The organism is Burkholderia sp. HMSC10F09 (assembly GCF_001806955.1).
GTDB classification, from domain to species: Bacteria; Pseudomonadota; Gammaproteobacteria; order Burkholderiales; family Burkholderiaceae; genus Burkholderia; species Burkholderia multivorans.
Window position 1 is genome coordinate 22037 of the sequence record NZ_KV786860.1, and the last position, 13880, is coordinate 35916.

14 protein-coding genes are annotated in these 13880 nt (G+C 66.7%); 5 read left to right on the plus strand and 9 right to left on the minus strand.

Features of this window, described 5'->3' with window-relative positions:
- A partial coding sequence (alc, locus tag HMPREF3115_RS23170) for an allantoicase (RefSeq protein ID WP_256276372.1) occupies nt 1–844 on the plus strand: 844 nt, incomplete at its 5' end.
- On the plus strand, nt 841–1353 hold the full coding sequence (locus tag HMPREF3115_RS23175; RefSeq protein ID WP_039221241.1) for an ureidoglycolate lyase: 513 nt from the start codon (nt 841–843) through the stop codon (nt 1351–1353). The genes alc and HMPREF3115_RS23175, both read left to right, overlap by 4 nt.
- A gap of 704 nt (nt 1354–2057) precedes the next feature.
- Here HMPREF3115_RS23175 and HMPREF3115_RS23180 read toward each other — a convergent pair.
- The 3 genes from HMPREF3115_RS23180 to HMPREF3115_RS30020 all read right to left on the minus strand — a co-directional run bounded on the left by HMPREF3115_RS23180 (nt 2058) and on the right by HMPREF3115_RS30020 (nt 4185).
- Complete coding sequence (locus HMPREF3115_RS23180; protein ID WP_006402704.1) at nt 2058–3251, minus strand: urate hydroxylase PuuD; 1194 nt, start codon at nt 3249–3251, stop codon at nt 2058–2060.
- Nucleotides 3252–3304: 53 nt separating this feature from the next.
- The gene (gene uraH / locus HMPREF3115_RS23185) at nt 3305–3658 is read right to left on the minus strand and encodes a hydroxyisourate hydrolase (protein WP_006407665.1); all 354 of its coding nucleotides are present in this window, start codon (nt 3656–3658) and stop codon (nt 3305–3307) included.
- Between the two features lie 77 nt (nt 3659–3735).
- The gene (locus HMPREF3115_RS30020; RefSeq protein WP_172488705.1) at nt 3736–4185 is read right to left on the minus strand and encodes a hypothetical protein; all 450 of its coding nucleotides are present in this window, start codon (nt 4183–4185) and stop codon (nt 3736–3738) included.
- Here HMPREF3115_RS30020 and HMPREF3115_RS23190 point away from each other — a divergent pair.
- On the plus strand, nt 4168–5580 hold the full coding sequence (locus HMPREF3115_RS23190; RefSeq protein ID WP_006411173.1) for an 8-oxoguanine deaminase: 1413 nt from the start codon (nt 4168–4170) through the stop codon (nt 5578–5580). The two genes, HMPREF3115_RS30020 and HMPREF3115_RS23190, sit on opposite strands and share 18 nt — an antisense overlap.
- A 93-nt stretch (nt 5581–5673) precedes the next feature.
- Here HMPREF3115_RS23190 and HMPREF3115_RS23195 read toward each other — a convergent pair whose 3' ends face one another.
- Both HMPREF3115_RS23195 and HMPREF3115_RS23200 read right to left on the minus strand, forming a co-directional pair.
- Nucleotides 5674–6603, minus strand: coding sequence for a LysR substrate-binding domain-containing protein (locus tag HMPREF3115_RS23195; protein WP_006402708.1), 930 nt, complete (start codon nt 6601–6603; stop codon nt 5674–5676).
- Nucleotides 6604–6857: 254 nt separating this feature from the next.
- Entirely contained in the window at nt 6858–7067 is a 210-nt protein-coding gene (locus HMPREF3115_RS23200; protein ID WP_006402709.1) for a dodecin, read from the minus strand.
- Nucleotides 7068–7201: 134 nt separating this feature from the next.
- Here HMPREF3115_RS23200 and HMPREF3115_RS23205 point away from each other — a divergent pair, with 134 nt between their 5' ends.
- On the plus strand, nt 7202–8092 hold the full coding sequence (locus HMPREF3115_RS23205) for an NAD(P)-dependent oxidoreductase (RefSeq protein WP_006407661.1): 891 nt from the start codon (nt 7202–7204) through the stop codon (nt 8090–8092).
- An 87-nt stretch (nt 8093–8179) separates the two neighbouring features.
- Here HMPREF3115_RS23205 and HMPREF3115_RS23210 read toward each other — a convergent pair whose 3' ends face one another.
- The 4 genes from HMPREF3115_RS23210 to HMPREF3115_RS23225 form a co-directional block, all read right to left on the minus strand.
- Nucleotides 8180–8626, minus strand: a complete 447-nt coding sequence (locus HMPREF3115_RS23210) for a hypothetical protein (RefSeq protein WP_006402711.1) — start codon at nt 8624–8626, stop codon at nt 8180–8182.
- A gap of 337 nt (nt 8627–8963) precedes the next feature.
- Nucleotides 8964–9395, minus strand: coding sequence for a large conductance mechanosensitive channel protein MscL (mscL, locus tag HMPREF3115_RS23215; RefSeq protein ID WP_006402712.1), 432 nt, complete (start codon nt 9393–9395; stop codon nt 8964–8966).
- Between the two features lie 244 nt (nt 9396–9639).
- Nucleotides 9640–10830, minus strand: coding sequence for a tetratricopeptide repeat protein (locus HMPREF3115_RS23220; RefSeq protein WP_006410239.1), 1191 nt, complete (start codon nt 10828–10830; stop codon nt 9640–9642).
- 82 nt (nt 10831–10912) lie between these two features.
- A complete protein-coding gene (locus HMPREF3115_RS23225; RefSeq protein ID WP_006402210.1) occupies nt 10913–11593 on the minus strand; it encodes a PspA/IM30 family protein in 681 nt (226 codons plus the stop codon).
- Between the two features lie 439 nt (nt 11594–12032).
- Between HMPREF3115_RS23225 and HMPREF3115_RS23230 the strand changes: the two genes are divergently transcribed.
- Nucleotides 12033–13880 (plus strand): penicillin-binding protein 1A (locus HMPREF3115_RS23230; protein ID WP_256276373.1); only part of this gene is annotated, 1848 nt, incomplete at its 3' end.

Here is a 13880-nt window from a genome sequence, read left to right on the forward strand (position 1 = left end):
CGATCACGGCAAGTGGATGGACGGCTGGGAAACGCGCCGCAAGCGCACGACCGGCTACGACTGGTGCATCGTCAAGCTCGCGCGGCCCGGCGTGATCAAGGGTGTCGACATCGACACGAGCCATTTCACGGGCAACTTCCCGCCGGCCGCGTCGATCGAGGCCGCGTACGTGGCCGACGGCGCGCCGACGCATGCGACCGAATGGGTCGAGATCGTGGCGTCGACGGCACTGCAGGGCAACAGCCACCACTACGTCGAAACCACCGACGTGCGCGCGTTCACGCATCTGCGCGTGAACATCTATCCGGACGGCGGCATCGCACGGCTGCGCGTCTACGGCCAGCCGCAGCTCGACTGGGCCGGCGCGAGCGCGACCGAGCAGTTCGATCTCGCGGCGATGGAAAACGGCGGCTACGTGGTGGCCGCGAACAACCAGCACTTCGGCGCCGCATCGAACATGCTGCTGCCCGGCCGCGGCGTGAACATGGGCGACGGCTGGGAAACGCGTCGCCGCCGCGAGCCCGGCAACGACTGGGCGATCATCGCGCTCGCGCAGCCGGGCGTGATTCGCCGCATCGAAGTCGATACGGCGTTCTTCAAGGGCAACTATCCGGACCGCTGCTCGATTCAGGCCGCGTACGTGTCGGGCGGCACCGACAGTTCGCTGATCACGCAGTCGATGTTCTGGCCGGTGCTGCTCGGCGAGCAGAAGCTGCAGATGGACAAGCAGCACTACTTCGAACAGGAAATCGCGTCGCTCGGGCCGATCACGCACGTGCGGCTCAACATCATTCCGGACGGCGGCGTGTCGCGCCTGCGCCTGTGGGGGACGCTCGACAAATGAAGACGCTGACCATCGAACCGCTGACCAAGGAAGCGTTCGCGCCGTTCGGCGACGTGATCGAGACGGAAGGCGCCAAGCAGATCCCGATCAATCTCGGCACGACGATCCGCTTTCACGATCTCGCGAAAGTCGACGTCGAGGACGAAGGCGGGCGCACGCTGATCAACCTGTTCCGCGGTCAGCCGCGCACGCTGCCGTTCGAAGTGAAGATGCTCGAGCGGCATCCGCTCGGCAGCCAGGCCTTCGTGCCGCTGAACGACCGGCCGTATCTGGTCGTCGTCGCGCCCGCGGGCGATCTCGACGAGTCGAAGATTCGTGCGTTCGTGACGAGCGGATGGCAGGGCGTGAACTATGCGAAAGGCGTCTGGCATCATCCACTCATCGCGCTCGGCGAAGTCAGCGACTTCATCGTCGTCGATCGTGGCGGTGACGGGCTGAATCTGAACGAGCAGGATCTGCGCGAATCGCTGTGGCTTACCGAGGAGGCGCTCGACGCAGTGATGGCCTGAGTGGCTTGTCGATCGTAGTGCGATACATGGACCCGCGCGATTCGCGCGGGTTTTTTTATGCGTGCTGTGTGGCGTTATGGTGCGACGGACGATTCCTCGTTCGTATGGGCGTATCTCATGGTCGCGATCGTGCGGCACGATGGCGAGGCGCGCGCGAGCTGCTGCATCGCGTGCCTCGCAATGTGAATTGCGATGTCGGCGGCGTAATGTGATCGCACCGGTTGTCGTGAATCGCTGCAGCGGGCGTGGCCTCTTTCGATGCGGGCCACTGCATCGCGTTGCCGGATTCGAGTCACATCGTGCAGGCGGCGACGGAGGATGCAGCGGCTGCGTCGGGCCGCTGCGAATGATCGCGCGTGCATCGCGGACAGCCGGCTCGTGTGCCGGTTCGACTTGGTTGTAGCAGTGGCGCGGGCGCCGCGTATCGCGTCGTGTATCCGAAGCCGTCGTTTGGCGATCGGCGCATCGTCGCCTGGCGCGACTGGCTTGCGGACGAAGTCTCGCGGTCGCGGATGCGAGCGTCGCGTGGCGTGCATACGACGTATTGCTGCGTACGATCACGCCAAGACACGGCACGACACGTCGACAACCGCCCGCAGCACATTTGCCGCAAACGCCGCCGGCAAAAAAAACGGGCCCGTTTCCGGGCCCCGAGAACGGAAAGGATCGCGCCGAGCTTCGTTCGTCGCCCGGCGCGCGGCGGCTTACTTCACCGCGCCACCCTCGAACCACGCGGCGAGCTTGGTCCGCTCGTCGTCGGTCATGTGCGTGACGTTGCCGATCGGCATCGTCTTCAGTCGCACGGCCTGCTCGTAGATGCGCTGCGCGTTCTTCGACACTTCGTCCGGCGTGTCGAACATCACGCCGGCAGGCGCGCTGCCCATCAGCGTCGGCTTCGACGAGTGGCACTCGACGCAGCGCTGCTGCAGGATCGGCATGATGTCCTTGACGGCGATCTTCGGTGCGTTCGCCGCCTGCGCTTCCGGCGCGACCGGCTTCGGCATCGTCCACACCAGCGCGCCGGCCATCAGCGCGACGCCGCCGAGCGGCAGATACCACAGCTGCTGGCCGCGGTGACGCATCACGAAGAACTGGCGGATCAGCGCGCCGGCCAGCATGATCAGCACGAGCACGACCCAGTTGTACTTGTTCGCGTACGTCATCGCGTAGTGGTTCGACAGCATCGCGAACACGACCGGCAGCGTGAAGTAGGTGTTGTGCACCGAGCGCTGTTTGCCGCGCTTGCCGTAGATCGGATTCGGCTCTTCGCCCTTGAGCATCTTGTCGACCATCTTGCGCTGGCCGGGAATGATCACGAAGAACACGTTCGCCGACATGATCGTCGCGAGCATCGCGCCGACGATCAGATACGCGGCACGGCCGGCGAAGATATGGCACGCGAGGTAGGCCGCGACGACGACGTAGATGCCTACACAGATGCCGAGCACGCGATCGTTGGTGCCGAGCAGGCGGCACAGCGAGTCGTAGACGATCCAGCCGGCCATCAGGAAGCCGAGCGCGGAGGCGACGGCGACGACCGGGCCCATGTCGAGCACGCTCTTGTCGATCAGATAGGTATTCGGCGCGAGCAGGTACAGCACGAAGAACAGCGAGAAGCCCGACATCCACGTCGTGTACGACGGCCACTTCGACCAGTGCAGGTCTTCGGGCATTTCCGGCGGCGCGACCGTGTACTTCTGCATGTTGTAGAAGCCGCCGCCGTGCACGTGCCACAGCTCGCCGAACACGCCGCGCTTGCGCTGGTTCGCGTCGGTCGGCGGTTTCAGGCTGTTGTCGAGGGCGACGAAGTAGAAGGACTCGCCGATCCACGCGATCGCTGCAATGACGTGCAGCCATCGCAGCGCGAGGTTCAGCCAGTCGGTGATGAAGCCTTCCATGAAACTCCTCCAGACTCAGATCGTTGTCTTGATGCGGGCAGCCGATGCGTGTGTCAGCTGCCGCGATAGGTGCTGTACGACCACGGCGATACGAGCAGCGGCACGTGATAGTGCGCGCCCGGATCGGCGATGCCGAAACGCAGCACGACGCGGTCGACGAAACGGGGTTCGGGCACCTTCACGCCGAGCGACGCGAAGTAGTCGCCGGCATGGAACACGAGCTCGTATTCGCCGGCGGTGAGCGCGGCGCCTTCGAGCAGCGGTTCGTCGCAGCGGCCGTCGCTATTGGTCAGCACGGTCTTGATCGCGCGGCGCGAGTCGCCGTCCAGCGCGTAGAGGTCCACCTTGAGTGCGGCGCCCGGACGACCGTTCGCCGTATCGAGTACGTGGGTAGTGAGCTTTCCCATTCGCAATTGTCCTTGTGTGAATGCGATGTTCGGCGGCGGCTCGATCCAATGACAGTGCGGCGGATCGAGGCTCCACGTCACGTGGCTACATACCCGTCGGCGAAGTTGAAGCGAGCGCCGTGCAGGCATTGTAAGAAGGTTCCTGCGGCAAATACGCGCGCGATAGCAAAGATAATGCGCCGCGCATGACCGGCTGTCGACGCCTTGCCGGCGCGGCCCGCCGCGCGCGGGTGCGGCCCGCCGCGGGGCCGCTGCGCGGCGTACCATATCGCGACCGTGAAGCCCGGTATTCGTCGTCGCGCATTGTGCGCGGCGCGCGCATCGGCGATCCTCCCGCCGTGCGCGTCGGCCGACGGCCGGCGCCGCACCCCGAAGACGGCGAGCACGCCGGGTAACCGGGCCAGGGCGTTCGAACGGACGCAGGCACCGGAGCGTGCCGCGACGCAGCGTTCGAACGGCTTTGTGAGCGCCCCCGCAAGCGGTCGGGGGTACACCGACGCGGAGAACGCATGAACCTCGAGCAGCACGCCGGCGCACGCGCGCCGCAATCCTCCCCATCCCGCCCGACCACCTTGCTGGTCAAGCACGCCGACGTGCTCGTGACCATGGACGACACGCGGCGCGAACTGCGCGACGCGGGGCTCTACATCGAAGACAACCGGATCGTCGCGGTCGGCCCGAGCGCCGAGTTGCCCGATACCGCGGACGAGGTGCTCGATCTGCGCGGCCATCTCGTGATTCCGGGGCTCGTGAACACGCACCATCACATGTATCAGAGCCTCACGCGCGCGGTGCCGGCCGCGCAGAACGCCGAGCTGTTCGGCTGGCTCACGAACCTGTACCGGATCTGGGCGAACCTGACGCCCGAGATGATCGAAGTCTCGACGCTGACCGCGATGGCCGAGCTGCTGCAGTCGGGCTGCACGACGTCGAGCGACCATCTGTACATCTATCCGAACGGCAGCCGGCTCGACGACAGCATCGCGGCCGCACAGCGAATCGGGATGCGCTTTCACGCGAGCCGCGGCGCGATGAGCGTCGGCCAGCGCGACGGCGGGCTGCCGCCGGATTCGGTCGTCGAGCGCGAGCCCGACATCCTGCGCGACGCGCAGCGGTTGATCGAGACCTATCACGACGAAGGCCGCTACGCGATGCTGCGCGTCGTGGTCGCGCCGTGTTCGCCGTTTTCGGTGAGCCGCGGCCTGATGCGCGACGCCGCCTTGCTCGCGCGCGAGTACGGCGTGTCGCTGCACACGCACCTCGCCGAGAACGTCAACGACATCGCGTACAGCCGCGAGAAGTTCGGGATGACGCCGGCCGAATACGCGGAAGATCTCGGCTGGGTCGGCCACGACGTCTGGCATGCGCACTGCGTGCAGCTGGACGACGCGGGCATCGGCCTGTTCGCGCGCACGGGCACCGGCGTCGCGCACTGTCCGTGCTCGAACATGCGGCTCGCGTCCGGCATTGCGCCGGTGAAGAAGATGCGGCTCGCGGGTGTGCCGGTCGGGCTCGGCGTCGACGGCTCGGCATCGAACGACGGCGCGCAGATGGTCGCCGAAGTGCGGCAGGCGCTGCTGCTGCAGCGGGTCGGCTTCGGCCCCGATGCGATGACCGCGCGCGAAGCGCTCGAGATCGCGACGCTCGGCGGCGCGAAGGTGCTGAACCGCGACGACATCGGCGCGCTGAAGCCGGGCATGGCCGCCGACTTCGCGGCGTTCGACCTGCGTCAGCCGCTGTTCGCGGGCGCGCTGCACGATCCGGTCGCGGCGCTCGTGTTCTGTGCGCCGTCGCAGACCGCCTATACGGTCGTGAACGGAAAGGTGGTCGTGCGTGAAGGGCGGCTCGCGACGCTCGATCTGCCGCCCGTGATCGAACGTCACAACGCGCTCGCGAAGATGCTCGTCGAAGCGTCGCGCTAGCCGGTGTGGCGGCGGTCTTGACCACCGCCGCGACCGCAGCACGACGCGCGGCGCGTGCACGCGCGAGCTGCACGGCGTTTGGCGCGCGGCCGCTTACGGTTCGATCAGCGTGCGCGTCGCTTCGGCGACGAGGCCGCGCAGCCAGCGCACCTCGTCCGAGTAGTGGCAGCGCTCGTGCCAGAGCTGGTAGTACTGCATCGGCGGGAAATCGAGCGGCGCCGGCACGACCGACAGCGGCAGGAATTTCGCGTAGTGATCGGCGAACAGCCGCGTCGTCGTGAAGATCAGGTCCGACTTCACGAGCACGTACGGCGCGAGATTGAAGTAGGGCAGCGTGACGACGACGTGGCGCTTGAGCCGCTCGCGCGCGAGATGCACGTCGATCGCGCCGCGCTGACCGACCGAGTACGGCGTCGGCGCGAGATGCGGCGCGTTCAGGTACTGGTCGAGCGTCAGCCCGCCGCGTTTCGCGAACGGGTGCGTGTTGCTCATCAGGCAGACGATCTCGTCGACGAACAGGTTCGACAGGTGAAGCTGCTCGGGCGGCTCCGGCCAGTTGCCGACGACGATGTCGAGCTTGCCGTCCTCGAGCGCGAGTTCGTAGTCGAACGCGGGGCCGAGCGAATGGAACTCGAGCGTCGCGTTCGGCGCGGCCTGGCGGAAGCGTTCGACGACGGTCGGCACGAACAGCACGTTCAGATAGTCGGGGCAGCCGATCCGGTAGCAGCGGATCGACGTGGCCGGATCGAAGTTGTGCTGCTGGAACTTGATCCGTTCGATTTCGCGCAATGCGTTCTGGACGGGCTCGAGCAGGCGCAGCCCGTATTCGGTCGGCACCATGCCGGACTTGCCGCGCACCAGCAGCGGATCGCCGGTGATGTCGCGCAGGCGTCGCAGCGCGGCGCTGATGGCCGGCTGCGACTGATTCAGTTTGACGGCCGCGCGCGTGACGCTGCGCTCCATCAACAGGGTGTGCAAGACGCGCAAGAGGTACGTGTCGATCGCCTCGCGTTGCTGACTCATGATTTCTCCGGTTTATATGTCTGGGCTGATCGAGGGGCGTTGGGGGTATATGGTTTTTAATATGAACGAAAACCAGCGTCAAGAGATGGATACCCGCAGACGGGCGCCGTTCGGGCCGCGGCCGCGGCCGGAACGGAGGGAGAAACGGACGCGGCGCACGCCGCCGCGAGCATGCGGCGGTGAGCGTCCAGCGGTGCGGCGAAGCGCGTGTAGCGGTGTGGCGCGGTGTGGCGCGGTGTGTCGCGGGGCGCCGGTCAGTCGTCGAGACGCATGCCGACTTTCAGCGTCACCTGCCAGTGGATCACCTGATCGCCTTCGATGTGGCCGCGCGTGTCGGTCACCTCGAACCAGTGGAGGTTGTGCAGCGTCTTGCCGGCCTTCGAGATCGCGTTGCGGATCGCGTCGTCGCACGATTGCCGCGAGGAACCGGTCAGCTCGATCAACTTGTAGACGTGGTCGCTCATGATGCACTCCCTGGAATGTCGGTGACAGCGCCGGCGCAAGCCGCGCGCCCGAAGCGGCGTCGCGCGTGTCCGGCTTCTTGAGTGATAGGTATGATGGGCGGCAAGTGCAACCCTTATCGGAGACGAGGACAATCGTGGAAGTCGGATTTTGCGGACCGGGATTGATGGGCGCGCCGATGATTCGGCATCTGCTGGCGGCCGGGCATCGCGTCAGCGTGTGGAACCGGACGCGTGCGAAGGCGGAGGCGCTCGCGGCGGAAGGCGCGCAGGTCGTCGATACGCCGCGTGAACTCGCGCAGCGTGTCGAGACGGTATTCGTCTGCGTGCTCGACACGCGCGCGGTCGGCGACGTCGTATTCGGCGCCGATGGCCTGCTCGCGGGCGACGCGTCGGCCCGGCGGCTGCAGCGCATCGTCGATCATTCGAGCATTGCGCCGGCCGCGACGCGCGACTATGCGGCGCGCGCGGCTGCGCTCGGCGTCGGCTGGGTCGACGCGCCGGTGTCGGGCGGCGTGCCGGGCGCGCAGGCCGGCACGCTCGCCGTGATGGCGGGCGGCCGCGCAGCCGATCTCGATGCGGTGCGGCCGTTGATCGACACGTACGCGTCGCGCATCACGCACATGGGCGATGCCGGCGCCGGGCAGACCGCGAAGCTCTGCAATCAGGCGATCGTGACGGCCACGGTCACGGCAATCGCCGAGGCGGTCGGCCTCGCGCAGGCAAGCGGCATCGATGCGGCGCGCCTCGCCGAAGCGCTCGCCGGCGGCTGGGCCGACTCGGTGCTGCTGCAGACCTTCGTGCCGCGCATGACGTCGGGCGCGCACGCGCCGATCGGCGCGCTCGGCACGTTCCAGAAGGATGTGGATGCAATCGCCGACGCCGCGCGCGACACGGGCGCGGTGATGCCCGTATCGGCGACGGTCCAGCAGGTGTTGCGGCTCGGCGCCGCACAGGGGCTCGCCAGCGCGGACTTCGCGGCGTTCATCGACATCGTGCGCCCGCAGAACGGACGCCACGCGCGCTGACGCAGGCCGCACGCCGCGCGTTGCGCGCGCGGCGTGTGCAGACGGCCGATGGGCCGCGCGGAGGCGGCCCATCGAATCGTTGGCGGTTCAGCCGAGGGAGCGAGGTGTCGTGTCGCCGGCGTTCTGCCGGCCGAGACCGCCGCGCAGGCTCGCTTTCGTGCCTGCACCAAATTCGGGCAGGATACGTGCGCGGGCGCGGCTCGCGAAGACGAGGAAGCCGAAGCCGTTCGCTTCGTACCAGTATCCGCCGTTTTCGAGGCCGTCGAGCGGTTGCTCGAGCGCATTGGCAATCGACTCGATGCAGCGCTTGCGCAAATCGGCGATCGCCGGATACGGCGGTTGCGCGCCGCGCACGCTGCATAGCAGGACGTCGAGGCCGGGCAGCACGTGCGCGTAGAGGACGGGTTCGTCCTGCGCGCGGGCGCGGGCAATCTTGGTGTCGAGCTGCGCGAACGGCTTCGAATGGCGCAATACCGCGAGGAACGATTCCTGGCCGTCCTGTTGCGCACGTCGACGTTTTTTCGGGAAGGACATAAACACTCGCCTCAAAAACAATTGCAAGAAATGCGGCACTTTCATGCGACCCACTCCCGGCTATGTACGCCGCATGCCGATCCGTTATAGCACACGAAAATGCAGCATTCGTGCGGTACGACGATCGATGCCTCCCGTCGACCCGCTTGCCACGATCGACACAGCCAGCGTCTCGGCGCCTGTACTGTCGTTAGTCTCCATCATAGACCTGCTTTCCGCGCGCGTGCGTTCGCCTGTCACAAAAAAGTGCGATGCACCGCACGCGGTCGCCGTCGCAGGTGCGCAAGAAAAAGGCCCGCACGAGGGCGGGCCGTTCGGGTGAGCGCGACGGGCGCGATCAGCGCTGCTTCAGCGAATCGCGGATCTCGCGCAGCAGCACGATGTCTTCCGGCGTTGCGGCCGGTGCAGCTTCCGCGGGCTTGCGCAGCTTGTTGATGAATTTCACCATCAGGAAAATGATGAAGGCCAGGATGATGAAATTGATCAGCACGGTGATGAACGAACCGTAGCCGAACACCGCGACGCCCGCGGCCTGCAGATCCTTGAACGAATCCGGATTGCCCTTGAACGATGCGGGGACGGTGCCGAGCAGAACGAACTTGTTCGAGAAATCCAGACCGCCGGTCAGCACGCCGATGACCGGCATGATCAGATCCTTCACGACCGAGTCGACGATCTTCGAGAACGCGCCGCCGATGATCACGCCGACGGCGAGATCCATCACGTTGCCCTTGACGGCGAACTCCTTGAATTCCTTGATTATGCTCATGAGCGGCTTTCTCCTGGTTGGGGCGGGGGAAGGCGTGCCGGGACGCACGGCGGGGCGGGGCGTCGAATAAAGGGTCGGTGGCACACCGATGGTCGCATGATAGCGAACGCGCCCGCTTGCCGGTAGTCCATCTTGAAATGATTGACAAATCGACGGGCGGTGCGCGCGCCATCAACGAGAACGGGGCGCCATGCATGGCATGGACGCCCCGTTTGTGCAACGCCGAGCCGATCGGCCGCGGCGCTCAGGTGTTGTCGTCGCTCCAGCCGTCGTCGTTGCTGCCGAGATCGACACCGCCGCCATTGCCGTCGCTCCAGTTCGAATCGTCGCCGCGGCCGAGATCGAAGCCCGGGTCCGCATTCTGCTGACGGCGACGCTCGTCGTCGACGATCACGTCGCGTTCGATCACGCGATCGCGGCCGCCCGACATCGCTTCGCCGAGCAGCACGCCGGTCAGCAGGCCGCCCATGCCGCCGCCGAAACCGCCGCCTTGCTGGATCACGACGGGCGGCTGCTGTTGCGGATACGGCTGCGGCGGATACGGTTGCTGAGGGTAGGGCTGTTGCTGATACGGCTGGCCTTGCGCGCCGGTCACGCGATCGGCTTCCTGCGCGTACACGGACCCGCTGCCGTTGCCCGGTGCGGCCGGCTGCGCGGCCGGATCGGGGCGGCCTTCGACGCGCGCCTTCACGCTTGCATGACGCTGCTCGAGCTCGTCGATCCGGTACGGCGGCACCGGATTCTTGCCGTTCGACAGCGATTCGACGAGCGTGCGCGCGTCGGCCTCGATCGCGTCGAGTTCGCCCGCGAGGGCGGCGGCGCCCGGCAGCGTCGAGAGCTTCGCGTCGAGCTTCAGCGGCCGGATGTCGTTCAGCACGTCGGTTGCGCGCTTGAGCTGCGCGCGCCGTTCGTCGTCGGCGCGCGTGTCGCCGGCCGAGCGCGCGCGCCGCAGCGTCCAGCGCAGTACCAGCGCGATCACCGCGACGAGCAGGCCGAGACCGATCCACATCGTGGTCGACGGCCCGTGCTTGACGGCCGGTGCGGACGACGGCGCGAGCGACGATTGCAGCGAACCGGACGGCGTAGCCGACGGCACGTTGCCGGTCGTGCGCGACGCATCGGCACGAATCCGCGCTTCGGTTTGCGCGAAGCGCGACGCGTCGGTGAAGCGCAATTGCGGATCGAGCGTCTTCGCGCGCTGCAACTGCACGAGCGCGTCGGCCGCGCGGCCTTCGCGATCGAGCACCTGCGCATACAGATAGCGCGCGTGCGCGTTGTTCGGATGCGCGTCGACGACTTGCGACAACTGCGCGTCCGCGCGCTGCCAGTCGCGCTGCGCGATCGATTGCTCGACTTGCTGCAGCGACGGAACCGCGAATGCGGCGGACGACAGCAGCATCAGCGAGAGGCCGAGAGCGGCGAGAGATTTCTTCATGGTCGAACCGGGCGCGATAGGCCCGTCTCCTGACGATCGGTTCGCTGCGCGGCGCACGACACGCGCCGCGCGGCGCGCCGGTTTACTGCGCGGGCGTGTCGATCTGCTTTTTCAGCGCCGCGAGGCGATCCTCGACCGACGGGCCCTTGTTCAGGGCGGCGAGCTTGTCGTCGAGCGCCTTGCCGCTCGACGTGTCGGCCGAATTCAGCCGTGCGTCCGAGCGTGCGTTTTGCAGCGCGACCTTGTCTTCGAGCTTGCGGAAGTCTTCGGACAGGTTCTTGCCGCCGATGCCGCCGAGCGCGCTCGCGGCGACGTCCTTCGCCTGCGCGATTTCCTGCTTCGCCTGCAGGATGTTCGAGCGCGCGTTCAGATCGTTGCGGCGCTGGCGCATGTCGGCGATCTGCCCCTTCAGCTTTTCGACCGACGGTTCGAGCGTCGCGAGCTCGGCCGCGAGCGCATCGCGCTCGGCTTCCGCGTTCACCTGCGCGGCGAGCGCCTCGCGCGCGAGCGCTTCGTCGCCGGCCTGCAGTGCGCGCTTCGCGCCGTCTTCGTACTTCTTCACCTTGTCGTCGGCCGCGTCGCGCTTGCTGCGCTGCGTGGCGACCTGCGCTTCGATCTCGATCAGCGAATTCTCGGCACGGCCGATGCTGTCGTCGAGCTCCCGCACGATCTGCCGTGCGTCGCGCGACGGATCCTGTACCGAATCGGCCGCGTCGTTCAGCAGGCCCTTGATCGTGCGCGAAATAGAGTCGAAAAGCGACATGAAATCCTCCGTGGTTGAAAGGCGCCGCGCGTCGCGGCATCGCTCGCCGCGTGCCGCTGGCGACCCGTGCGAGCCGGCGGATATTACACCACCGGTTCACTTAAATACGGCTTAAACGCGCGGCTTCAAGCGCATCGTGCGCACCTGCGCCAAACCTTTCGCGACTGAAAGAAACGCGCGCGTGCAGGCGCGTTTGCGTGTCCATGATAGGCCGAGGATCGCGCCGATACGCGCGGCGCGATACCGATGTGCGGGAATTTTTACAAAAAATCGCGAAGGCACGCGGGCGATTTCATTAAAATGCGCTGTCACGTCGCGGGAACGGATCGACGCATGGCGCGGTCTGTCGACGTGACTGTAGCCACGACATACCACTCCGACTCATCCGCCTGCATTTTCCGCATGCGTCCGAGGGCACCACGCAGCCCGCCATTCCGACATGCCAATCATCAAACGACCGCCTTCCTCGTCCGACCGGACCGAACCTCACTACTCGCTGCGCCGTGCGCCGTCCGGCGCGTATTACACCGATGACGACGATCGCGGCGACGACCGCCACGCCGCACGCAGTGCAGGCGGAGGCGGCCGTTCGTTCGGCGGACGCATCGCGCTGTGGTTCGTCGGACTGTTCGCGACGATCGCGATCGTCGGTGCGCTGATCGTCGGCTACGCGCTCGTCGTGATGGCGCCGCAGCTGCCGTCGCTCGACGCGCTGACGAACTATCAGCCGAAGGTGCCGCTGCGCGTCTTCACGGCCGACCACGTGCTGATCGGCGAGTTCGGCGAGGAGCGCCGCAGCCTCGTGCGCTTCCAGGACATCCCCGACGTGATGAAGAAGGCAGTGCTCGCGATCGAGGACTACCGCTTCTACGAGCACGGCGGCGTCGACTTCGTCGGCATCCTGCGTGCGGGCGTGGCCGACCTGATGCACGGCGGTGCGCGGCAGGGCGCGAGCACGATCACGATGCAGGTCGCGCGCAACTTCTTCCTGTCGAGCGAGAAGACGTACACGCGCAAGATCTACGAGATGCTGCTCGCGTACAAGATCGAGAAGGCGCTGACGAAGGACCAGATTCTCGAGCTGTACATGAACCAGATCTATCTGGGCCAGCGCGCCTACGGCTTCGCGGCCGCCGCGCGCGTGTACTTCGGCAAGGACCTGAAGGACATCACGCTCGCGGAAGCCGCGATGCTGGCGGGGCTGCCGAAGGCGCCGTCCGCGTACAACCCGGTCGTCAATCCGAAGCGCGCGAAGGTGCGTCAGGAATACATCCTGAAGCGGATGCTCGAGATCGGCTACATCACGCAGCCGCAGTACGAGCAGGCCGTGAAGGAAGAGATCCATGTGCGCACGCCGGGCAACCAGTACGCCGTGCACGGCGAATATGTCGCCGAAATGGTGCGGCAGATGATGTACCAGCAGTACAAGGATGAGACCTACACGCGTGGGCTGACCGTCACGACGACGATCAACTCGGCCGACCAGGAGGCCGCGTATCAGGCCGTGCGTCGCGGCATTCTCGACTACGAGCGCCGGCACGGCTATCGCGGGCCGGAAGGCACGATCAATCTGCCGCCGGCCGGCGACGAGCGCGACGAAGCGATCGACGACGCACTCGCCGATCACCCGGACAACGGCGACCTGCAATCGGCGGTCGTGCTGTCGGCCGCACCGAACGCGGTCGACGTGCAGTTCGTCGGCGGCGCGACGACGCGCATCGGCGCGGCCGGGCTGCGCTTCGTGTCGGGCGCGCTGAGCGCGCGCGCGAACAACACGCTGCGCATCCGGCCCGGTTCGATCGTGCGTGTGCTGAAGGACGCGAAGACCGGCTGGCAGATCGTGCAACTGCCGCAGGTCGAAGGCGCGCTCGTCGCGATCGCGCCGCAGGACGGTGCGATCCGTTCGCTCGTCGGCGGCTTCGACTTCAACAAGAGCAAGTTCAACCACGTGACGCAGGCGTGGCGCCAGCCGGGCTCGTCGTTCAAGCCGTTCATCTATTCGGCGTCGCTCGACAAGGGGCTCGGGCCGGCGACGATCATCAACGACGCGCCGCTGTACTTCCCGCCGAGCGTGCCGGGCGGCACCGCGTGGGAGCCGAAGGACGACGATCAGCCCGACGGCCCGATGACGATGCGCACCGGTCTGCAGCGTTCGAAGAACCTCGTGTCGATCCGGATCCTCGCGTCGATCGGCACACAGTACGCGCAGGAGTACGTGACGCAGCGCTTCGGCTTCGATCCGAAGAAGACGCCGCCGTATCTGCCGATGGCGCTCGGCGCCGGCCTC